We start from the raw sequence: 23,598 nt of genomic DNA on the forward strand, positions 1-23,598 counted from the left end.
AAGGAGATTCAGTTAAGTGAATAAACAGCCAAGCAGAATTGGCCTGTATCTGATTTTGACCGCATTGCTGGTGGGAGGCTATTTTTATCTGAGCAACCAGGTGTCCGGTCAGAATGACTATACCATAGAAGCATTGGAGCAGGCAGCAGAAGAAGGAAGAGTAAATGATGCGGTGATTTATCAGAACAGGGAAGTTCCTACCGGTTCTGTGGCTGCAGATATTGAGAACGAAGGACAGAAGCGCGTCTATGTAACGGATGTCAGGGATGCACAGGAAATGCTGAAGAAAAACAAGATTTCCCCTCTGGTAAAAGATGTTCCTCAGCAGAATGTGTTCCTTACCACACTTCTTCCTCTGCTTCTTACAGGAGGCCTGATCCTGTTCCTTTTCCTGATGATGAACAGACAGATGTCAGGAGGCGGAGGAAATGCCAAAATGATGAATTTTGGCAAGAGCCGTGCAAGGATGATGCTTCCGGACGACAAAAAAGTAACATTTCAGAATGTAGCCGGACTTCAGGAAGAAAAAGAAGATCTGGTTGAGGTGGTAGATTTTCTGAAATCGCCTCAGAAATATACGAACGTAGGCGCAAGGATCCCCAAAGGTGTGATTCTTGTAGGACCTCCGGGAACCGGAAAAACTCTTCTGGCAAAAGCTGTTGCCGGAGAAGCAGGCGTTCCGTTTTTCTCCATTTCAGGATCAGACTTTGTGGAGATGTTTGTAGGTGTGGGAGCTTCCCGTGTGAGGGATCTGTTTGAAGAAGGAAAGCGTCACGCACCATGTATTATTTTTATTGACGAGATCGATGCGGTTGCAAGACAGCGAGGAACCGGCATGGGCGGCGGACATGATGAGCGCGAGCAGACATTGAACCAGCTTCTTGTGGAAATGGATGGCTTCGGTGTCAATGAGGGCATTATTGTTATGGCTGCCACAAACCGTGTGGATATCCTGGATCCGGCCATTCTCCGTCCGGGACGTTTTGACCGTAAGGTTGCAGTTGGACGTCCGGATGTGAAAGGACGTGAGGAGATCCTTCGGGTTCATGCCAAAGACAAGCCCCTTGGCGAGGATGTAGACCTGGCACAGATTGCTCAGACTACAGCAGGATTCACAGGCGCAGATCTGGAAAACCTTCTGAACGAGGCGGCAATCATGGCTGCCAGAGACGGCCGCAGCTATGTAATGCAGCAGGATATCAAGCATGCGTTTATCAAAGTCGGAATCGGAGCAGAGAAGAGAAGCAAGGTGATTTCTGAAAAAGAGAAGAAGATCACTGCTTATCATGAGGCAGGTCATGCGATCCTTTTCCATGTACTTCCTGATATGGATCCGGTATATACCATTTCCATTATTCCGACAGGAGTGGGCGCAGCAGGCTATACCATGCCTCTTCCGGAAAATGACGAAATGTTCAATACAAAGGGAAAAATGCTCCAGGATATCACCACCCTTCTGGGAGGCCGTGTGGCGGAAGAGATTATTTTCGGAGACATTACCACAGGAGCGTCCAATGATATCCAGCGTGCAACTGCTACAGCCCGTGCAATGGTCATGCAGTACGGTATGTCTGAAAAAATGGGACTGATCGCTTACGGTGATGAAGGTGATGAAGTGTTCATTGGAAGAGATCTGGCTCACACAAGAAGCTACAGTGAAGAGGTTGCAAAGGATATCGATCAGGAAATCCATGATATCATTGACGGATGCCATCAGAAGGCCAGAGAGATCATTCTTGAGCATGAAGATGTGCTCCATAAATGCGCTGCTCTTCTGTTAGAGAAGGAAAAGGTGCAGAGAGACGAGTTTGAGGCACTTTTTACAGCATAAAATTACAGTGGCAAAAATACACATGTACAATATATCCAAAAACGAATATGCATTTTTGTGAACTTTGTGCACACTTATTTGTTGCCTCATGGTATTATATATATCGTAAAAACCCCCCAATACATTATATAGTTTTTGCTACACCCCATAAGAAGAAATACCTTCTCCAAAAAGCCAGCTTATCCCGCTGGCTTTTTTACTGTCTGTAAATATATATAAAATCATCTTGACATGATATTACGGGTATGTTACGATAACAATACTTTCGCATGGTAGAGTGACTACGTGATAACATAGAAGAGTGGAAATGAGAGGAGACAGACAGTATGAAGAAAAAAACAGTTGTGGTAATGATGGCGGCATTGATGGCAGCAGGCATGGTGTCTGCGGTAAACGTTCAGGCGGGAATAGAGGATAAAACATTGATCGTAGGTTTTGATGCGGAATATCCTCCTTATGGATATATGGATGAAAACGGAGAGTACACAGGTTTTGATCTGGAGCTTGCCCAGGCAGTGTGCGAACTGGAGGGGTGGGAGCTTGAGAAGAAACCTCTGAACTGGGACTCCAAGGATATGGAGCTGAATTCAGGATCTATTGACTGTATCTGGAATGGTTTTACCATGAACGGAAGAGAAGAGGAATATACATTTTCTGTCCCTTATGTGGATAACAGTCAGGTGATTGTTGTGGCAGAGGATTCCGGCATTGAGAAGCTTTCTGATCTTGCAGGCAAAACCGTAGGTGTTCAGGCCGCATCCGCAGCTCTGGATGTACTGAAAAGCGAGGAAGAAGGCGGACAGAAGAAACTGGCAGATACCTTTGCGGCTCTGAATGAATTTGCGGATTACAATACGGCATTTACAGAACTTCAGGCAGGAGCGCTTGATGCGCTGGCTATTGATATCGGTGTTGCAAAATATCAGATTAATTCCAGAGGGGAAGGATTTATGATCCTGGATGAAAGCCTGAATAAAGAGCAGTATGCCATTGGTTTCAAAAAAGGCAATGACGAGCTCTGCGAAATCGTAAATGCAGATCTTCAGAAGCTTGCTGAAGACGGAAAAGTGCAGGAACTTGCCGAAAAATATGAAATTGCAGATATGGTAAGTCTGAAAGCTTCCGGAGAAGAAAATGAAGATGCTGCAGAAAAAGAAGAAAAAACGGACTCTGAAAAAGCAGCAGAATAAAAGCTGCTGTGAACAGCAACGGATAAAAAAGATCCGGGCATAAATCAGATACCGGAATAAAAGATAAAGAAAAGCTGCTGTGCTGTAAATAGGAAACGTACAGCAGCTTTATTACGACAGGAAAGTTTTCCTGACTGATAACGGAGGAAAAAATATGAGTTTTCAGGTAATGCTCCAGCAGCTTTTCAGAGGATTCGGATCAACACTTATGATCTTCTGTCTGACCCTTCTGTTTTCGCTGCCTCTGGGCCTGGTGATATATTTTGGCAGGGTTTCCCGGTTTAAACCCCTTAGTCTGGTGGTGAAATGTTACATCTCTGTTATGAGAGGGACGCCGTTGATGCTGCAGCTTCTTCTGTGGTATTTCGGACCGTTTTATCTCTGGGGAATGAATATTGGAAACTATAAATTCACAGCGATCATCCTGGGCTGTTCTTTGAACTATGCCGCTTATTTTGCGGAGATATACAGATCCGGAATCGAGTCGATTCCAGCAGGGCAGTATGAGGCTGCGCAGCTTCTGGGCTACAGCAGACAGCAGACCTTTCTGAAGATTATTTTGCCCCAGATGATAAAAAATGTACTTCCCTCTGTGACCAATGAGGTGATCACACTGGTAAAGGATACCTCCCTTGTTTATTCGGTATCTTATATTGAAATGTTTGCGCTGGCAAAACAGATTGCAGCTGCGGAGACAACCGTTATGCCGTTCATTATTGCAGGTGTGTTCTACTATATATTTAATTTTGTGGTTGCCTGGGTGATGGAATGGTTTGAGAAAAAACTGAATTACTATCATTAGGAGGGTACGGAAATGAATCTTCTGGAAATGAAAAATATAAAAAAAGAATTTAACGGACAAAGCGTTCTGAAAGATATTTCTCTTCAGATAAAAGAAGGAGAGATTGTTTCCATTATCGGGCCCTCCGGTTCCGGAAAATCAACTCTTTTAAGATGTGCTACCATGCTGACAGACATTGACAGCGGAGAAATTTCCTATATGGGAAAAAGAACCGTGTGGATGGAAAACGGAAAGGCAGCTGTTCCCTCCGGAAAACAGTTAAAAGAAATACGCTCCTGTTTCGGACTGGTGTTTCAGAATTTTAATTTGTTTCCACACTATTCTGTAATCAAGAATATCACAGATGCGCCAATCCATGTACAGAAAAGAAACAGGGAGGAAGTTTACAGGGAAGCCCGGGAGCTTCTTGCAAAAATGGGGCTTTCTGACAAAGAAAACGCTTATCCCTGTCAGCTTTCCGGAGGTCAGTGCCAGCGTGTGGCTATTGCCAGGGCGCTTGCTCTGAATCCGAAGATCCTGTTTTTTGACGAACCTACCTCGGCTCTGGACCCTGAACTTACCGGAGAAGTGCTTCGGGTGATCCGCTCCCTTGCAGACCTTCATATTACAATGGTGATCGTTACCCATGAAATGAATTTTGCAAAAGATATTTCAGACCGGGTGATCTTTATGGATCAGGGAGTAATTGCGGTAGAGGGCACTCCTCAGCAGGTGTTTTCTTCCGATAATGTCCGTATGCGGGAATTTCTGGGCAAATTCCATCAGGGAGCCTGAGAAAAGAGGTTGCTTTTAAATGTGGGATGTTATATAATTTTCCTCGTATGATATGACTGTCAGGAAAAAGGCAGGAACAGAGATCCTGGCTCTGTCTGAAACCGGCAGATCACGGCAGGAATTTTTCAAATGATAGGAGAAACGGAATGAGCACAGACAGATATGTAAGTCCGCTTTCAGAGCGCTATGCAAGTAAAGAAATGCAGTATATTTTCTCACCGGATATGAAATTTCGTACATGGAGAAGATTATGGATCGCCCTTGCAGAGACAGAAAAAGAACTTGGCCTGAATATTACGCAGGAGCAGATCGATGAGCTGAAAGCTCACGCAGACGATATTAACTATGATGTGGCAAAAGAGAGAGAACGTCAGGTTCGCCATGACGTTATGTCCCACGTTTATGCATATGGGGTACAGTGCCCGAAAGCAAAGGGAATCATCCATCTGGGAGCTACTTCCTGTTATGTAGGTGATAATACAGATATTATCGTTATGGCAGAAGCTCTGAAGCTGGTTCGCAAGAAACTGGTTAATGTAATCGCAGAGCTGTCCAGATTTGCAGATAAATATAAAGATCAGCCAACACTGGCATTTACACATTTTCAGCCGGCGCAGCCTACAACAGTAGGAAAACGCGCTACCCTGTGGACTCAGGAATTTCTGATGGATCTGGAAGATCTTGAGTATGTTTTAGGCACACTGAGACTTCTGGGTTCCAAAGGAACAACCGGAACTCAGGCAAGTTTCCTTGAGCTTTTTGACGGAGATCAGGAAACAATTGACAAGATCGATCCGATGATCGCAGAAAAAATGGGATTTGAAAACTGCTATCCGGTATCCGGACAGACCTATTCCCGTAAGGTGGACACAAGAGTTCTTAATGTTCTTGCAGGAATTGCAGCAAGCGCTCATAAGATGTCCAATGATATCAGACTCCTTCAGCATCTGAAGGAAGTTGAGGAGCCTTTTGAGAAATCACAGATCGGTTCTTCTGCTATGGCATATAAGAGAAATCCTATGAGAAGCGAGCGTATTGCGTCACTTTCCAGATATGTGATGGTAGATGCCCTGAATCCGGCGATCACATCAGCAACTCAGTGGTTTGAGAGAACTCTGGATGATTCTGCAAACAAGAGACTGAGCGTTCCGGAGGGATTCCTTGCTATTGACGGAATTCTGGATCTGTGCCTTAATGTGGTAGACGGACTGGTTGTTTATCCGAAGGTAATCGAAAAACGTCTTCGTTCCGAGCTTCCGTTTATGGCAACAGAAAATATTATGATGGATGCAGTAAAGGCAGGCGGAGACCGTCAGGAGCTTCATGAGCGTATCAGAGAGCTTTCCATGGAGGCGGGACGCACTGTTAAAGTAGAAGGAAAAGACAATAATCTTCTGGAACTGATCGCAGCAGATCCGGCATTTAACCTGACTCTGGAAGAACTGGAGAAGACTATGGAGCCTTCCAGATATGTGGGAAGAGCAAAAGAGCAGACAGAGGTATTTCTTTCTAAGACAGTACAGCCTGTTCTGGAAGCCCACAAAGAACTTCTGGGAGTAACCGCAGAAATTAATGTATAATGAGATCAAAGAACAACACGAGGAGGAAATAGTGTTATGATCAAAGCAGTAGTTGGAGCAAACTGGGGAGATGAAGGAAAAGGTAAGATTACTGACATGCTTGCCCAGGAAGCGGATATTATCGTAAGATTTCAGGGAGGTGCCAACGCAGGTCATACGATCGTGAATGATTATGGTAAGTTTGCGCTTCACACACTTCCGTCAGGCGTATTTTATGACCATACCACAAGTATTATCGGCAATGGTGTGGCGCTGAACATTCCGGTGTTTTTCAAAGAATATCAGGAGGTTGTGGACAGAGGAGTTCCGGCTCCGAAGATCATGATCTCTGACAGAGCGCAGATCGTAATGCCGTATCATATTCTGTTTGACCAGTATGAGGAGGAGCGTCTGGGCGGTAAATCCTTTGGTTCCACAAAATCCGGTATTGCGCCGTTCTATTCTGATAAATATGCAAAAATCGGCTTCCAGGTAGCAGAGCTGTTTGACGAGGAAGCGCTCAGAGAAAAAGTAGAGCGTGTGTGTGAAACAAAAAATGTTCTTCTTGAGCATCTGTATCACAAACCTCTTCTGAATCCGGATGATATCATGGAAGAGCTGATGAAATATAAAGAAATGGTTGCTCCACATGTGGGAGATGTTTCTCTGTTCCTGTGGAATGCGCTGAAAGAAGGCAAAGAGATTCTTCTTGAGGGACAGCTTGGTTCTCTGAAGGATCCGGATCACGGAATTTATCCGATGGTAACTTCTTCTTCCACTCTGGCGGCTTATGGCGCTATCGGCGCAGGTGTTCCGCCATATGAGATTAAGCAGATCATTACTGTATGCAAGGCTTATTCCAGTGCAGTAGGAGCTGGCGCTTTTGTTTCTGAGATCTTTGGCGAAGAAGCTGACGAGCTCAGAAGAAGAGGCGGAGACGGTGGAGAATATGGTGCAACCACCGGACGTCCGAGACGTATGGGCTGGTTTGACTGTGTGGCTTCCAAATACGGCTGCCGTATGCAGGGTACAACTGATGTTGCATTTACTGTGCTTGATGTTCTGGGATATCTGGATGAAATTCCTGTTTGTACAGGTTATGAGATTGACGGAAAGGTTACAACAGAATTCCCTACAACAGGACTTCTGGAAAAAGCAAAACCGGTTCTGGAAGTACTTCCGGGATGGAAATGCGATATCCGTGGAATCAGAAAATACGAAGACCTGCCGGAAAACTGCCGCAAATATATAGAATTTGTGGAAAAACAGATCGGATTCCCAATTACAATGGTTTCCAACGGACCGGAAAGAAACGATATTATTTACAGAAAATAAATCAACAAAACGCCGGGGAAGTATCTTCGGCGTTTTTTAGTTACCGGAAAAAATATATTCTGTACGGATTTTTCGGTAACTGAAACTACAGCGGACAGCTAATAAGGAATCCGCTGTTATCAGAAAGGATGTGTACAGTATCAATGAGTAAATGGAAAAAAGGACTGGCTCTTGCAGGAGTGGTTTTTCTTCTGGTGATCTTCTGTCTTCCCATGTATTATGCCCTTACCGGAACCTTTTCAATGGGAAAATTTATGGCTTCTCTTGCAGGAGCGCTGTTTGCGGCCGTGATGGCTTATGCAATGTGGCTTATGTACAGGCTTCTCAACAGAAAAAGATTGGAAAAAGATGGACGCAGAATCAAGAATGTTATTTTTGATGTGGGTAATGTTCTGGTAGATTATGATTGGAAAACTTATCTGAAAGGCTTTCATTTCCCGGAAGAAGAGGAGAAGAAGCTGGCAAAGGAAATTTTTCAGAGTGATCTCTGGAATGAGAGAGATAAGGGGCTTTATGATGAGGAAGAATATATCCGTAAATTTATAGAAAAGGCTCCTGAATATAAAAAAGATATCCGAAGAGTTCTGAGAGAAACTCCGAAGACCATTGGAACAAAAGATTATGCTCAGACCTGGGTGCAGTATCTGAAAAAACGTGGATATCGTCTTTATATTCTTTCTAATTACAGTGAGTATATGTTGGAACGCACAAAGGCAAAAATGAATTTCCTGAAGTATATGGACGGAGCAGTATTTTCCTGTGACGTAAAAGAAGTGAAGCCGGAACCGGCGATTTATAAGATACTTCTGGAAGATTACGGTCTGAAACCAGAAGAATGTGTGTTTATTGATGACCGGGAGGAAAACTGCCGTGGAGCGCGCAAACTGGGAATGCATGCAGTGCGCTTTCATGATTTTAAACAGGCAGCGGCAGATCTGGAAGCTCTGGGCATAAAATAAAAATCCCGGAACCGCGTCAGAGCGTCAGTTCCGGAACCTTTAAAGGGGAGGATATAAGTATTTCCAAACTTGCTGCTGTTCACTCTGTTACGGCAGCAAAAGTTTTCGGGTGTTTCTGTTCATGGTTCCATTGCCACAGACAATGTGGAATGAACTTTTGTCTGTGGCCGGGAATGAAGTGAACAGTAACAGTATGACCATGATTTCAGTGTCTTATACATGGATCATAAAATCAGACGATTATATTTTTACGCAAGAGAAACAGGGATAAAATATGATTGTCTGAGATGATGCGGAATATATGTTGGGCAGGTCGCTGTGAACGAAGTAAACAGTAACGTTTTTGCCTGAATCAATGGAAAATGGGATAAAATAGGGTTTGTTTTTTGGAGATAAAAGTGCTATAATATGGACACTGGTGAAATTTGATAATACATTGAAAAGAGGATGAAACGACATGAGTGATAAAACAATTTTAGAGCAGTGGCGTGCAATGGCCTATGACCAGCAGGCAGACCGCAATAAACTTCAGCAGTTCTGGGCAACTTATTTTAATATTGAAAAAAACATTTATGAGCAGCTTCTTTCCAATCCGGATGAAGTGGTAAGCGGTACAGTTAAAGAACTTGCTGAGAAATACGGACAGGATGTTCTGACTATGGTTGGTTTCCTGGATGGTATCAATGACAGCCTTAAAGTTCCGAACCCTATTGAGACAATGGATGAGGACACTAAAGTAAACCTTGCTTTTGACAAAGAACTTCTTTACAAAAATATGGTTGATGCAAAAGCTGACTGGCTGTATGAGCTTCCTCAGTGGAACAATATTTTTACAGAGGAAAAACGTAAAGAGCTGTATAAAGAGCAGAAAAAATCCGGTACTGTTGTAAAACCGCACAAGATCGGACGTAACGATCCCTGTCCGTGCGGAAGCGGAAAGAAATATAAATTCTGCTGCGGCAAATAATGAAAATCAAAGACAATCTTGATTACATTATCGTGCTTGGTGCCCATGTGGACGGAACACGATTGAGTATGGCCCTTCTGGAACGCACCAGAAGGGCTTTGCAGTATCTGGAAAAGAATCCGGATACCAAAGCAGTTCTCTCCGGTGGACAGGGCAAAGGAGAAGCTGTCAGTGAGGCAAAAGCCATGTACGATTATCTGACCGGTCATGGAATCAGCGGAGAGAGACTGATTCTGGAAGACAGATCTACCAATACAAAAGAAAACCTGGATTTCAGCCTGAAAAAGATTGGTGATCTGAATAAGTCAGTAGGAATTGTTACAAATAATTTTCATGTGTTCCGTGGAGTTGCCATTGGAAAGAAATGCGGGTGCAGAAATATTTGCGGAATTTCCGCCCGATATCGTTCCTGGAGGCTTGTCATCTATATTTCAAGAGAAATTCTGGCTGTTATAAAAGATAAAATGATGGGTAATCTCTGATCTTACAGACAGAATACACAACATTGAATTAATAAGTGGAACCAGGTATTCTTTATATTTTCTGAACTTGCGCCTTTTTTTGTTTCCACATCCGTTCCCAAGATTTTTGAAAGCGCATAAAAACAGCTTGCGGAATATTGTTTATGGACAGGTCGAAAATGGCTGCTTTTTGCTTAGGATGCATAGCTTTAAAAACTAAAAATTGGATTTTTTTGTTTTGGAAAATTGGATGTTTTTTGTTTCGATTTCTTGACATTTATATAAGAGCGTGGTAAGATAATGCCAGTATAATTCCATATTGAACATATAAAGTGCTGACTGTTTTCCGCGAAATAGTCAGAAAAGGGAATCAGGTGAAAGTCCTGAGCGATCCGGTCACTGTAACAGAGGAGCGAATTTTCAAAAAACCATTGTACATATGTATGAGAAGGGGAAAAGGAGCATTGATCCTGAAGTCAGGAAACCTGCTTTGTATGGCGAGGTTGAACTTCCGTGTAAAGTGTAACAGCCAACCTGAAAAAATCCGCATTTTTCAGGCGTTGTCTGCTTTATGGAAGCAGGCATTTTTTATGGAATTCGCCTGTTCGTATGAATTATACTACCCTTAAAGGGTGATGATTAAATGGCAGGCGATACTACTCCGGATGCGTTCGTTCCCTCCGCATATTTTGAACGAATTCATGGTCTACCCCGGAGTAGATCGCACCCTCAAAATGATCTGTATATCGGCGTTTGGTACGCCGATTTTTTGTTATATTCCCTAGATGTGTAGATATAGGGTTCTGCACATTAAAATCAAAATTTGTAATATGCGTATATGAAAGAATATCATTGGTTATTTTGTATTAGTGGAAGATTAGCAGACAGTAAATGTATAAGCTTTCATCAGTTCATTTACAAGTGTATTTTATAAAAAATAAATACCGGATTTCAGACAATAGAACCTGTGATATGTGGATATGAAAGAATATATTGGTTTTGGTATCAGTGGAAGATTAGCAAATGGAAAAGGTATGAGTTTTCAGCAATCAATTTACTGTTATATTGTTAAATGCCGGTATAGTAAGAAACGTAAAGAAAATAGTTAACAGAAAATAAAAGGAGAAGGCTATGGAAAAACCATACTGGGAAGACAAGCATTATTCGTTTTTCAGCAATAAGGAATGTGAATATTTCCCCTGTCATGAGGGGGCAGATCCGGAAAATTTTAACTGTCTGTTCTGCTATTGCCCGCTTTATGCGCTGGGTGATAAATGTGGTGGAAATTTCCGTTACACAGATAAAGGAATCAAGGACTGTACAAACTGTCAGCTTCCCCATAAGAGGAAAAATTATGGATATGTAACGGGAAAATATGCGGAACTGGCAGAAATGATGAAAGAAATAAAGGATTCCGAGCAAAAATAGAGGCGTTGAGATTTTATTATTCGGTGAGCGTGTTTACAGAGACCCTGTTCTGTTTAGGAACGGGTCTGCAGAAACACTTTTAATCTGGGAATCTGATTGTTCAGAATCAGACTTTCAGGAAACATTTCTTCATGTACAAAATCAGCGGCATAGGTAAAATCCCCTACATGTTCTTTTCCATGACTGTCGCTGGAGAGAAGAATGGGAAGGTCATATTTTCGGCAGCAGCGGAGAATTTCCCGGTTATTGGTCCGTGTATCGCCCCGGTAGCTGTAAGGAGCCAGTGAAGCCTCGTTGATTTCAAAAATCACATTCTGTTTTTTAGATTCAAAAGCCAGCTTTTCATAATCTGCCGGAAAACGGGGATTATCGCAGTGCCCCAGAATCTTTACATGAGGATTTTTTATAGCATTTATGTAGGCTTCCGTGTTTTCTTCACAGGAAGCGTTTTTGTAATTCTGGGCATGGATACTGGCAATGGCATAGTCCAGTCTGGACAGCAGCTCTTCCTCCAGATCAATATGTCCTTCTTTATCAAGAATATTAAGTTCGATTCCATAGAATAATTCCAGACCAAAGCGTTTTCTTGGGGAAAAGGTCAGACTTCGGAAATAGGACGGAGTTCCGGCTGCCAGTGTGGCCGGACCGTGGTCCGTAATACCAAGAAGCTTCAGACCTTTTCTGGAAGCGGCTTTTGCCATTTCGGAAATCGTACAGCTGGTTCCGTGACCGCTTGCAATAGAATGTGTATGCATATCAGAAAGATACATAGTCTGCTCCTTATAAAGTAAATATAAAATATCCCTTATTTGCAGGGAATGACATAAAATTTACTTTTAGTATGGCAGGAATAAGGTGAGAAGTCAATGAAAAATGACAAAATTGCATGAGAACTGCAGGTGGCAGAGGGGGCATACGGGTAATTGCTGAATCATATAGGAGGCGACAGAAGGGACACACGGATAATTGCTGAATTATATAGGAGAAAAATAACATGAAAAAATTATTTTCTTCATTTAAACCTATACTCAGGAACTATTTTCTGATTTTACTTGTATATTTCTTCTTTTATGTTGCCAGTGGTGGTATGGAAAACAACATTCCATTTTTGTTTGAAAAAAGAATTGGAAATTCTCTGTATGGAATTTTTCTTTCTCTTTTAAGTATTATGGATGTTGTGCTGCCGCTTTTGATTGTATATTTTTCAAAAAAATTTTCACCTCTGGCAGTGGGAAGCTTGTCTTTGCTCCTGGGAGCCGGGGCGGCAGTAGGAATCTCTCTGACAGAGCATAAGGCAGTGGCTTTTGTGGGTCTGTTTCTGGTTTACTGTGTCAGGATTATGTTTAATTATTCGGCGGGAAATTCCTTTAATCTTGCAGTACCCTCAGAGGAACGGACAGGATATTTTGCTCTGAGGGATATTTTTCTTTATGGGGCGATAGCGATCAGTACATGGTTCAGCGGCTGGCTGATCGGCAAATGGAATATGGAGGCAGCCTATGGATTTTTGAGCGTGGGTTTTCTGATCGCTCTGGTTTTTACCTGGAATGGACGGAAGTGGATCCAGCGGGAAGAAGAGGAAAAAATACATTTAAAAGAGTACATAGAGCAGATTGGAAATGTAATTCGGGATCGTGTTGTACGCATGTTTTTACTGACAGAGATCGCAACAGGATTTTACGGCACGATTCTGCGGTTTATACCGCTTCTGGCGATTGTCCGGGAGATAGAGATTTCTGTGTTTTTGAAATATACGGCTGTTTTTACCGTGATTAACTGTATCTGCTCCCTGTTTCTCGCTCTTATTACAGACAGACTGGATAAAAAGTGGGTATATCTTTTTGATGTGGGCTTTGATATCGTATCAGTTGCACTGTTTCTGATTCCGACAGGAAACGTCTGGTTTATGGCAGGCTATTGCATCAGCCTTTTAAAGGATATGTTTGCGCCGGTGTCCTTTGGATATTTGTACGATTGTGTGGAAGTATGCCAGGGAGATAAAAATGCACCGGTAGTCCTTGGGGTGATTGAATCATTTTCCAATATACTAAATATTATGTTTCCATTGGTGATTGGCGCGTTGTGGATGCGGTTCTTTAACGGGATTCTTGTGGGATGTGCTGTGTTGCTGATGTTGGTGGTGGCGATGGGAGCAGTTGTATTTCCCGGAAGCAAAATAAAAGATGCAGAATAAAAATTATAGAATTTTCTGTAAGCTGCGGGATAAGATACTCTCAACTTGAGAATCCATTCAGATAAATTGATGACGGCAGCAAATTTTTTGGATGAAAAAGATAGAAGTCTGAGTGAGTACATGATATAATTATTCTATAGGATTCCTCTGTAGAACTGGAGGAAGAATGAAGAAACGAAAAACATTACAGGACCTGACGATCAAGGATAATTTTATGTTTGGCGCAGTAATGAGTGTGGAAGAAAACTGTAAGAGTTTTCTGGAAATGGTGCTTGGATTTCCGATTGCCCGTGTGGTGGTAAGCAAAGAAAAGAGTATGATCTATCATCCGGAGTACAAAGTGTACGTCTGGATATTTACGCTGAAGATACCAATCATAGCCACTACAATGTAGAAATGCAGGTACGAAAGAAAAAGGAACTTGGAAAAAGAAGCAGGTATTACCACAGTCAAATTGTGATGGAAGCTTTGGAAAGTGGCGAGGATTATGACACGCTTCCGGCTACATTTGTGATCTTTGTATGCGATTTCGATCCGTTTGATAAAAAACGATACTGTTATACGTTCCGAAATATATGCGAGGAAGATCCCGATGTAAAATTAAAAGATGACAGCTGTACTATTTTTCTGAGCACCAAAGGCGAGAATGAAGCAGAAGTATCACAGGAGCTTGTCAGGTTCTTAAAGTTTGCTACGGCTGATCTTGAAGCGAGTGAAGAGGAGTTTGGGGACGAACTGGTTCGGAAGTTCCAGAAAACAATCCGGCAGATTAAGACAGACCGGGAAATGGGAGAACGCTATATGATTTTTGAGGAAATGCTGAGGGAGGAAAAACAGGAAGGAAGAATTGAGGCCACACAGGAGGGGATTTTAGAACTTCTTGAGGAAATAGGAGAAATTCCCTGTGAGCTGCAGGAAAAGATTCGAAATCTTGAAAGCATTGAAATCCTGAAGGTTTTGCTTAAGCTGGCCGCAAGGACCGATTCTCTGGATGCATTTGAAGAAAAGGCAAAGATATATTTTAATTCAGAAGATAAAAAATAAGAAGTCGGCAATGATTCTGTATTGCCGGAAAACGATTCTGCCCCTGCGCCATTTTGGGCGGCAGGGGTCTGCAAAACTTTTATATATAAGAGTATCTTATTGATTCAATTAATTTTCAATCGAGAACATCAACAGAGGAATTCTATATTGGTAACTATGGAAATAACACAGGCATTGTTTTAAAAATCTGTAAAAAATGCAGAAACCTGTTGCTATTTTTCTTAAAAGCTGTTACAGTAAATAAAAAGTAAATCAGATAAAAGAGTACAGGATAGAGGTGCGGGTTTTATCAGTACCCGGAAACAGATGCAAGCATAGTCCTACAGGGAGTTTGTATCATGTCATGGCAGACAGTTTCCGGCGAAAGGAAAAACCGCCGAAGGGTTTTGACCGCCAGGAGGCAGAACCCTGGGCTGCAGAATAAGATTTTGCAGACTGTCACGGATGTGGAGCGCTATCAGGGACTGACAGGATCGGATAAATATCAGACAGGGATCAGATGCCATGGAGAACTCCGCGCGGAGACACATCCATGGCTCTTTTTATATCAGAGGGAGGAAAGATATGCGAAACAAAAGAAAAGCATTCCTGGCTGTTCTTACAATGATACTTCTGGGAATTCTGACAAGTCCGCTGTCTGTGTTTGCGGCAGAAGCGGAAGAGGCGGCACAGCCTGCGCTTTATGCTACATTCTGGGCGCTGATTCCGCCTGTAGTAGCCATTGCGCTGGCATTGATCACAAAGGAGGTATACAGCTCTCTGTTTCTGGGAATTCTGGTAGGTGGGCTTCTGTATTCCGGATTTTCCTTTGAGGGCACTGTAACACATATTTTCCAGGGAGGCATCATCAGTGTTCTGTCTGACAGCTATAATGTGGGAATCCTGATTTTTCTTGTGATTCTTGGATCAATGGTATGTATGATGAATAAGGCCGGCGGTTCTGCTGCTTTTGGACGCTGGGCTGCTAAACGGATCAAAACAAGAGTGGGAGCAGAGCTTGCTACGATCGTGCTGGGAGTTCTGATTTTTATTGATGATTATTTTAACTGTCTGACTGTTGGAAGTGTTATGCGGCCGGTAACGGATAAGCATCATGTATCCAGAGCAAAACTTGCTTATCTGATCGATGCAACTGCGGCTCCGGTGTGTATTATTGCGCCAATTTCATCCTGGGCGGCAGCAGTAAGTGGATTTGTAGAGGGAGAAGACGGACTTTCCATTTTTGTCAGAGCGATTCCCTATAATTTTTATGCGCTGCTTACCATTGTGATGATGGTAGGTATGGTGCTGATTAAAACAGAATTTGGAAGTATGAGAGTCCACGAGGTCAATGCTCTGAAAGGAGATATTTATACCACAGAGGGACGGCCTTATGCGGATGCAGAAAAAGGTGGAAAAGTAAATCCCAGAGGAAAAGTGATCGATCTTGTGATCCCTATTGTCTGCCTTGTGATCTGTTGTGTGATCGGTATGATCTATACGGGAGGATTTTTCAGCGGAACAGATTTTGTGACTGCATTTTCTCAGAGTGATGCGTCTGTCGGTCTGACGCTGGGAAGTTCATTTGCCCTTGTTCTTACTGTGATTTTTTATATGATCCGCAAAGTTCTTTCTTTTAAAGAATGTATGGATTCTATTCCGGAAGGCTTTAAGGCAATGGTTCCTGCAATTCTGATCCTGGTATTTGCCTGGTCCTTAAAATCCATGACAGACAGCCTTGGAGCAGCTGCGTTTGTAGAAAATGCGATGCGTTCTGCGGCAGGCGGACTGATGAACATTCTTCCTGCAATTATTTTCCTGGTTGGCTGCGGACTGGCTTTTGCAACAGGAACGTCATGGGGAACTTTTGGAATCCTCATTCCTATTGTAGTAGCTGTATTTGAGAACTCTGATCCGGAGCTTATGATCATTTCTATTTCTGCATGTATGGCAGGGGCAGTGTGTGGAGATCACTGTTCACCGATTTCAGATACAACGATCATGGCATCTGCCGGAGCGCAGTGCGATCATGTGAATCATGTGTCTACGCAGCTTCCGTATGCTATGATGGCAGCAGTAGTATCCTTTATTACCTATCTGGTGGCAGGCTTTGTAAAAACAGCCTGGATTGCTCTTCCGGTGGGAATTGTTCTGATGCTGATAACTCTTATGGTGATCCGTCGTATGAATCCTACACTGGAGGAACATCTGGAAAATGAAGTTCAGAAATAGCAGGAGGAAGTGTCTGGCATGAAAGAAGATTCCTGGGACAGAATGTTAAAAATCCGTACATCAGGACGGGATGATACAGGTTCAGACCAGTACAAATATCCTTATGAACCCACGCCTTATTCGGTATTGGAAAGGCTTGGAAACAGTGGTGAGATAGGAAAGAAAAATACGGTTCTTGATTATGGATGCGGGAAGGGACGGGTAGATTTCTTTTTGTCCTATCAGACTGGGTGCAGATCTGTCGGAATTGAATATAATGAGCGGTTTTATCAGGCGGCTCTTCGGAACCGGGAAAAGGCAGTTTCTTCCGGAAAAGTATGTTTTGAGCAGCAGGATGCAGCAGTTTATCAGGTTCCGGAACAGGTGGACCGGTGTTTTTTCTTTAATCCGTTCTGTCTGGAGATTCTCAAACAGGCAATGGCAAGGATACTGGAATCCTGGTATGAAAATCAACGGGAGATCAGACTGTATTTTTATTATCCTTCTCAGGAATATGAGATGTACCTTAATGGACTGGACGAATTGCAGTACAGAGGGATTATCCAGTGCATGGATCTGTTTCCCGGGAATGATATGAGAGAGAAAATCCTGATATTTTCGTTGCCATGAGCGGCAGGGACGCCTTTATAGGTTAAAATTAAGAAAATACAATAAAAATTAAGTGAAAAGGGACTGGAAAATTTTGGATTATTGACAGAAATAATGCAGGATCACCAGTCCCTTTTTCTATAAAAGTTTCGGGATTTCAGCCGAAAGGATGCTGATACAGGGATTTTTCAATGTTCATATAAAAATACAATAAATAAAAAACAACAAAAAAACACATATAAAAAACAACAAAAACCTCGCTTGTTTGGAAAAAGGTATGTTGCTTTTTGTTGACGCACAGGGAAGGATGGCGTATAATGACTGTATATGATACACGGCAGCCGGATTTTGTCCGGAAAAGCTGTGAGAAAGGAGAAGCGTGGAAATGTTTAATACCACAGATATTCCAAAGTCACCCAGAATCACACGACTGGTTGACCATCTGTATGAGAAAATGCCGGTGATCGAATCTGCCAGAGCAAAGCTGATTACAGAATCTTATCAGGCAACCGAAGGCAAACCTATGATTACCAGGCGTGCGGAGGCATTTGCTCATATACTGCGTCATATCCCCATCATTATACGCGATGAGGAGCTGATCGTAGGAAGCAGTACCATTGCGCCGAGAGGCTGTCAGACTTATCCCGAATTTTCTTATCAGTGGCTGGAGGATGAGCTGGATACGGTTGAAACGAGGAGCGCGGACCCGTTTTACATTGCCGAAGAAACAAAACAGGAGTTAAGAGAGGTACATAAATACTGGAAAGGGAAGACAACCAGTGAGCTGGCAACCTCCTACATGGCTCCGGAGGCAATAAAAGCCATTGAACATAATATTTTTACACCTGGAAACTATTTTTATAACGGTGTAGGTCATGTAACCGTAAAATATGAGGAAGTTCTTGCAATCGGCTATGAAGGAATCATGGCAAAAGCCCAGGCGGAGCTGGACAAATGTCAGGTGGGAGACGGTGATTATGCAAGGAGATCTCACTTTTTAAATGCAGTGATCTTAAGCTGTCAGGCAGTGATTGAATATGCACAGCGTTATGCGGCGCTGGCAGAAAAAATGGCTGCTGAATGCAATGATCCTGTAAGAAGAAATGAACTTGAGGTAATTGCTCTTAACTGCAGTCGTGTTCCTGCCAAGGGAGCCGGAAGTTTTTATGAGGCATGTCAGTCTTTCTGGTTTGTTCAGCAGCTTATTCAGCTGGAATCCAGCGGTCATTCCATCTCTCCGGGACGTTTTGACCAGTATATGTATCCTTATTATAAAAGGGATCTTGATAATGGAAATATTACCAGAGAGTTTGCGCAGGAACTTATGGACTGCATCTGGGTAAAACTGAACGACCTGAACAAATGTCGTGATGCTGCCTCAGCAGAAGGATTTGCCGGCTACAGCCTGTTCCAGAATCTGATCGCAGGCGGACAGAACAAAGACGGAGAGGATGTGACAAATGATCTTTCAATTATGTGCATCCAGGCGTCCATGCATGTTCATCTGCCGCAGCCGTCTCTTTCTGTAAGAGTATGGAACGGAACTCCACATGAATTTCTGATCAAGGCGGCAGAACTGACCAGAACAGGAATCGGACTTCCTGCTTATTATAATGACGAAGTGATCATTCCGGCTCTTCAGAACAGAGGACTTTCTCTTGAAGATGCCAGAGAGTATAACATTATCGGATGTGTAGAGCCTCAGAAAGCCGGAAAAACAGACGGCTGGCATGATGCAGCATTCTTCAATATGTGCCGTCCTCTGGAACTGGTATTTTCCAATGGAATGGACAAAGGGGAAATGGTGGGAATTCCTACAGGTGATGTAACAAAAATGACTACATTTGAGGAATTCTATGATGCCTATAAAAAACAGATGGATTACTGCATTTCCCTTCTTGTAAATGCTGACAATGCCATTGATGTGGCTCACGCAGAAAGATGCCCGCTGCCGTTTTTGTCTTCCATGGTAGATGACTGCATGAAGAGAGGCCTCTCTGTTCAGGAAGGCGGAGCGGTATATAATTTTACCGGTCCTCAGGGATTTGGAATCGCCAATATGGCAGATTCTCTTTACGCAGTGCGTCAGCTTGTATACAAAGACAGAAAAGTTTCCATGGAGGAATATAAAGAAGCTCTTATATGGAATTATGGAAAAGGCATTGACAGTCAGACGGCTGCGGATATGACCGCATCTATCCTGAAGGAGATGGAGCATCAGGGTTGTACCATTGATGAAAACACTGTGAAATCTGTGCTGGAAACAGTAATGACCATGAAGCCGTCAGAAGATCAGAAGGCACGTTTTGAGGAAATCCATTATATGATCGATGAGGTTCCGAAGTTTGGAAATGACATCCCGGAGGTTGACTATTTCGCAAGAGATGTGGCTTATACCTATACAAGACCTCTTCAGAATTATAAGAATCCAAGAGGCGGTCAGTTCCAGGCAGGTCTTTATCCGGTTTCTGCAAATGTTCCCCTTGGCGGACAGACAGGAGCGACACCGGACGGACGTTACGCTCATACCCCTGTTGCAGACGGAGTATCTCCTTCAGCAGGAAAGGATGTAAACGGACCTACTGCAGCTGCCAACTCTGTTGCCAGACTGGATCACTTTATTGTATCAAACGGAACTCTGTTTAATCAGAAATTCCATCCTTCTGCGCTGGCAGGAAGAGAGGGACTTGAGAAATTTACTGCTCTAATCCGTTCCTATTTTGATCAGAAGGGAATGCACATGCAGTTTAACGTAGTTGACAGAGATACGCTTCTGGATGCTCAGAAAAATCCTGAGAAATATAAACATCTGGTTGTCCGTGTTGCCGGCTACAGTGCGCTGTTTACAACTCTGTCAAGATCTCTTCAGGATGATATTATCCGGAGAACAGAACAGGGCTTCTGATCATGGGAAGGTGTCCGGGCGAAATATAACAGAAGCAGGACAGTGGATCAGAACCTGAGAGAGTATGAACAGAAAGGCATAATATGAGTTATTTAGATACCAAGGGCAGAGTTTTTGACATTCAGAGATACTCTGTTCACGACGGACCGGGAATCCGCACCATTGTTTTTCTGAAGGGCTGCGTGCTCAGATGCCGCTGGTGCTGTAATCCGGAATCTCAGGAATACAGGATACAGACCATGAAGGTGCTGGGAGAGGATAAGGTGATCGGGCAGGACACCACAGTGGCGGAGATGATTGCCGAGGTGGAAAAAGACAGACCTTATTATTATCGTTCCGGAGGGGGAATGACCCTTTCCGGAGGAGAATGTCTCTGTCAGCCTGAGTTTTCCAGAGATCTTCTTCGGGCGGCGAAAGAGCGGGGCATTAACACGGCGATCGAAAGTATGGCATGTGCGTCTTTTGATACCATTCAGGAACTGCTTCCGTATCTGGATCTTTATCTGATGGACATCAAACATACAGACCCCGAAAAGCACAGACAGTTTACGGGAAAATCCAATGAGCTGATGATGGAAAATGCCAGAAAGGTTGCCCTCTCCGGAAAAACAAAACTGATCATACGGGTACCGGTGATCCCTAACTTTAATGATACTGTGGAAGAAATCCGTGGGATTGCTGCTTTTGCAGATTCTCTTCCCGGAGTAAAAGAACTTCACCTTCTGCCTTATCACAGACTGGGGCAGGATAAATATGAAGGACTGGGAAGGGAGTATCTGATGGATGGGATTTTGCCTCCTGACAGAGAAAAAATGACAACTCTGAAGCGGGCGGCAGAAAGTATCACTTCCCTGTATGTTCAGATTGGCGGATAAAATATCGGTATTACAGTGGATTGTAATAAAAGTCAGAGCCTGGGGAGAACAGAGAATATGCAATTGTATGTTTTTTCAGGAAATGACAAAAAATAGAAACACAACAAAAACAACAACATAATACCGATAAAAACAACAGGAATCAACAAGAATTCCTTGACAACTTTGGTTTTAAGGAGTAAAATCTCCTTAGAAATAAAATAAGACACCTAATTGCTTAAGGAGGAAAAAAGCATGGTAAACGAGTTTGAAATCAAAAAACAGATTTGTGACATCGGAAGACGTATCTACAATCGCAACATGGTAGCAGCAAACGACGGAAATATTTCCGTAAAGCTGAATGACAATGAGTTTCTCTGCACACCAACAGGCGTGTCCAAAGGATTTATGACACCAGAGTATATCTGTAAGGTAGACGCAGAGGGTAATGTGATCCAGGCTAACCCGGGATTCAAACCTTCTTCTGAGATTAAAATGCACATGAGAGTATATAAGAAGAGACCGGACGTAGGATCTGTTGTACATGCTCATCCTGTATATGCAACTTCTTTTGCAATCGCAGGTATTCCGCTGACACAGCCGATCATGCCTGAGGCAGTTATCGCTCTCGGATGTGTTCCGATCGCTGAGTACGGTACACCTTCCACAAATGAGATTCCGGACAGACTGGAAAAATATCTTCCATATTTTGATGCAGTTCTTCTTGAGAGCCACGGAGCACTTACATGGTCTACAGACCTGAACGCTGCATATATGAAAATGGAGTCTGTTGAGTTCTACGCACAGCTTCTGTATCAGAGCAAACTTCTGGGCGGCCCGAAGGAATTCGACAAAGAAACTATCGAAAAACTGTATGAGATCAGAAGAAAAATGGGACTTCCGGGCAAACATCCGGCAGATCTCTGTCAGAATAAAGACGGCGTAAACTGCCATAACTGTGGTGGCTGCATGGTTGCTCATGCTCCGGAAGCATGCGCTCAGGAATCAGACGCTGAACTGATCGCAAACATCACAAAACAGGTAATGGCACAGCTTGGAATGAAATAATTCTGACGGAATGAATTAAGGAGGTCAATCTCATGCCAATAAGTGAGAACATGGTACAGGAAATTGTACAGGAAGTTATGGCGAAAATGCAGATTGCGGAAGCTCCGGCCGGAAAACATGGAATTTTTAAGGATATGAATGATGCGATCGAGGCTGCCAAAAAGGCGGAACTGATCGTGAAGAGAATGTCCATGGACCAGAGAGAAAAGATCATTACCTGCATTCGCAAAAAAATTAAACAAAATGCAGAAGTTCTGGCTCGTATGGGTGTGGAAGAAACCGGAATGGGAAATGTTGGGGACAAGATCCTGAAACATCATCTTGTAGCTGACAAAACACCGGGTACGGAAGACATTACCACAACAGCATGGTCTGGAGACAGAGGACTTACTCTGATCGAGATGGGACCTTTTGGCGTAATCGGCGCGATCACACCGTGTACAAACCCAAGCGAAACAGTTCTGTGCAATACGATTGGAATGCTGGCAGGCGGAAATACAGTTGTATTCAATCCTCATCCGGCAGCAATCAAAACTTCTATTTATGCAGTTAATCTACTGAACGAGGCTTCCCTGGAAGCAGGTGGCCCGGATAATATCGCGGTGACAGTAGAACATCCTACAATGGAAACCAGCGGTATTATGATGAAACATAAAGACATTCACCTGATCGCTGCAACAGGCGGCCCGGGTGTTGTGACAGCAGTTCTTTCCTCCGGAAAAAGAGGAATCGGTGCAGGTGCAGGAAATCCTCCGGCGCTTGTTGATGAGACTGCTGATATCCGCAAAGCGGCTCAGGATATTGTAAACGGATGTACTTTTGACAACAATCTTCCCTGCATTGCAGAAAAAGAAATTGTTGCAGTATCTTCCATTGCAGACGAGCTGATGCATTATCTTATTACTGAAAATGACTGCTACCTGGCTTCAAAGGAAGAACAGGACAAACTTACAGAGGTTGTTCTGGCAGGCGGCAAGCTGAATCGTAAATGTGTTGGTCGCGATGCGAGAACACTTCTGTCCATGATCGGAGTTGATGCGCCGGCAAATATCCGTTGCATCGTATTCGAAGGACCGAAGGAGCATCCGCTGATCACTGAAGAGCTTATGATGCCAATCCTTGGTATGGTAAGAGCAAGAGACTTTGACGATGCGGTAGAACAGGCTGTATGGCTGGAGCATGGCAATCGCCATTCAGCACATATCCACTCCAAAAACGTTGACAATATCACAAAGTATGCAAGAGCAATCGATACTGCAATCCTTGTAAAGAATGGCCCGTCTTATTCTGCACTTGGATTCGGCGGAGAAGGCTTCTGCACCTTTACGATCGCCAGCCGTACAGGAGAGGGACTTACAAGCGCAAGTACCTTTACAAAGAGAAGACGCTGCGTAATGTCTGACAGCCTTTGCATTCGTTAATCAGGAG

The 23,598-nt window shown here is 43.3% G+C and carries 20 protein-coding genes and 2 riboswitches; of the genes, 19 read left to right on the forward strand and 1 reads right to left on the reverse strand.

All coding sequences use genetic code 11. The features are described 5' to 3' along the window. The first annotated feature begins 16 nt into the window (after positions 1-16). The 10 genes from ftsH to LU279_RS08285 all read left to right on the forward strand — a co-directional run bounded on the left by ftsH (position 17) and on the right by LU279_RS08285 (position 11,306). A complete protein-coding gene (gene ftsH / locus LU279_RS08240; protein WP_274422096.1) occupies positions 17-1,831 on the forward strand; it encodes an ATP-dependent zinc metalloprotease FtsH in 1,815 nt (604 codons plus the stop codon). A 326-nt stretch (positions 1,832-2,157) separates the two neighbouring features. After that, positions 2,158-3,021, forward strand: coding sequence for an amino acid ABC transporter substrate-binding protein (locus LU279_RS08245; RefSeq protein ID WP_274422097.1), 864 nt, complete (start codon positions 2,158-2,160; stop codon positions 3,019-3,021). Between the two features lie 154 nt (positions 3,022-3,175). After that, a complete protein-coding gene (locus LU279_RS08250; RefSeq protein WP_274422098.1) occupies positions 3,176-3,823 on the forward strand; it encodes an amino acid ABC transporter permease in 648 nt (215 codons plus the stop codon). A gap of 12 nt (positions 3,824-3,835) precedes the next feature. Next, positions 3,836-4,597 (forward strand): amino acid ABC transporter ATP-binding protein, encoded by a 762-nt coding sequence (locus LU279_RS08255; protein WP_274422099.1) that lies wholly within the window; start codon positions 3,836-3,838, stop codon positions 4,595-4,597. Positions 4,598-4,743: 146 nt separating this feature from the next. After that, on the forward strand, positions 4,744-6,177 hold the full coding sequence (gene purB, locus LU279_RS08260) for an adenylosuccinate lyase (RefSeq protein WP_274422100.1): 1,434 nt from the start codon (positions 4,744-4,746) through the stop codon (positions 6,175-6,177). A 36-nt stretch (positions 6,178-6,213) separates the two neighbouring features. Beyond that, positions 6,214-7,491: an adenylosuccinate synthase gene (locus LU279_RS08265; protein WP_274422101.1), complete on the forward strand. Its 1,278-nt coding sequence runs from the start codon at positions 6,214-6,216 to the stop codon at positions 7,489-7,491. A gap of 143 nt (positions 7,492-7,634) precedes the next feature. Then, positions 7,635-8,450, forward strand: coding sequence for an HAD family hydrolase (locus LU279_RS08270; protein WP_274422102.1), 816 nt, complete (start codon positions 7,635-7,637; stop codon positions 8,448-8,450). Positions 8,451-8,907: 457 nt separating this feature from the next. Further along, the gene (locus tag LU279_RS08275) at positions 8,908-9,417 is read left to right on the forward strand and encodes an SEC-C metal-binding domain-containing protein (RefSeq protein ID WP_274422103.1); all 510 of its coding nucleotides are present in this window, start codon (positions 8,908-8,910) and stop codon (positions 9,415-9,417) included. Next, complete coding sequence (locus LU279_RS08280) at positions 9,417-9,899, forward strand: YdcF family protein (RefSeq protein ID WP_274422104.1); 483 nt, start codon at positions 9,417-9,419, stop codon at positions 9,897-9,899. The genes LU279_RS08275 and LU279_RS08280 overlap by 1 nt, the downstream gene beginning before the upstream one ends. A 292-nt stretch (positions 9,900-10,191) precedes the next feature. Next, positions 10,192-10,385: riboswitch (cobalamin riboswitch) on the forward strand. A gap of 624 nt (positions 10,386-11,009) precedes the next feature. Then, a complete protein-coding gene (locus LU279_RS08285; RefSeq protein WP_274422105.1) occupies positions 11,010-11,306 on the forward strand; it encodes a cysteine-rich small domain-containing protein in 297 nt (98 codons plus the stop codon). Between the two features lie 53 nt (positions 11,307-11,359). Here the strand turns inward: LU279_RS08285 and LU279_RS08290 are convergent, their stop codons facing one another. Further along, a complete protein-coding gene (locus LU279_RS08290; protein ID WP_274422106.1) occupies positions 11,360-12,076 on the reverse strand; it encodes a phosphatase in 717 nt (238 codons plus the stop codon). A 224-nt stretch (positions 12,077-12,300) separates the two neighbouring features. Here LU279_RS08290 and LU279_RS08295 point away from each other — a divergent pair, with 224 nt between their 5' ends. From LU279_RS08295 to LU279_RS08330, 9 genes are all read left to right on the forward strand, one after another. Further along, positions 12,301-13,500 (forward strand): MFS transporter, encoded by a 1,200-nt coding sequence (locus LU279_RS08295; RefSeq protein ID WP_274422107.1) that lies wholly within the window; start codon positions 12,301-12,303, stop codon positions 13,498-13,500. A gap of 166 nt (positions 13,501-13,666) precedes the next feature. After that, the gene (locus tag LU279_RS13475) at positions 13,667-13,894 is read left to right on the forward strand and encodes a hypothetical protein (protein WP_330684606.1); all 228 of its coding nucleotides are present in this window, start codon (positions 13,667-13,669) and stop codon (positions 13,892-13,894) included. Positions 13,895-13,896: 2 nt separating this feature from the next. Then, the gene (locus LU279_RS08300) at positions 13,897-14,544 is read left to right on the forward strand and encodes an Rpn family recombination-promoting nuclease/putative transposase (RefSeq protein ID WP_330684607.1); all 648 of its coding nucleotides are present in this window, start codon (positions 13,897-13,899) and stop codon (positions 14,542-14,544) included. Positions 14,545-14,808: 264 nt separating this feature from the next. Continuing rightward, a riboswitch (Lysine riboswitch) is annotated at positions 14,809-15,009 on the forward strand. 99 nt (positions 15,010-15,108) lie between these two features. Then, a complete protein-coding gene (locus LU279_RS08305; protein WP_330684608.1) occupies positions 15,109-16,755 on the forward strand; it encodes a Na+/H+ antiporter NhaC family protein in 1,647 nt (548 codons plus the stop codon). 18 nt (positions 16,756-16,773) lie between these two features. After that, positions 16,774-17,364, forward strand: coding sequence for a class I SAM-dependent methyltransferase (locus LU279_RS08310; RefSeq protein ID WP_274422108.1), 591 nt, complete (start codon positions 16,774-16,776; stop codon positions 17,362-17,364). A 364-nt stretch (positions 17,365-17,728) separates the two neighbouring features. Further along, complete coding sequence (locus tag LU279_RS08315; protein ID WP_274422109.1) at positions 17,729-20,248, forward strand: glycyl radical protein; 2,520 nt, start codon at positions 17,729-17,731, stop codon at positions 20,246-20,248. 83 nt (positions 20,249-20,331) lie between these two features. Further along, the gene (locus LU279_RS08320) at positions 20,332-21,123 is read left to right on the forward strand and encodes a glycyl-radical enzyme activating protein (RefSeq protein WP_274422110.1); all 792 of its coding nucleotides are present in this window, start codon (positions 20,332-20,334) and stop codon (positions 21,121-21,123) included. A 234-nt stretch (positions 21,124-21,357) separates the two neighbouring features. Continuing rightward, positions 21,358-22,170 carry a class II aldolase/adducin family protein gene (locus LU279_RS08325; protein ID WP_274422111.1) on the forward strand — a complete coding sequence of 271 codons (813 nt, stop codon included), beginning with the start codon at positions 21,358-21,360 and terminating at the stop codon, positions 22,168-22,170. Positions 22,171-22,202: 32 nt separating this feature from the next. Beyond that, positions 22,203-23,591 carry an aldehyde dehydrogenase family protein gene (locus tag LU279_RS08330; RefSeq protein ID WP_274422112.1) on the forward strand — a complete coding sequence of 463 codons (1,389 nt, stop codon included), beginning with the start codon at positions 22,203-22,205 and terminating at the stop codon, positions 23,589-23,591. Positions 23,592-23,598 lie beyond the last annotated feature (7 nt).

The sequence above is a fragment of the Blautia sp. XA-2221 genome, assembly GCF_028767025.1.
Classification (GTDB): domain Bacteria; phylum Bacillota; class Clostridia; order Lachnospirales; family Lachnospiraceae; genus Blautia_A.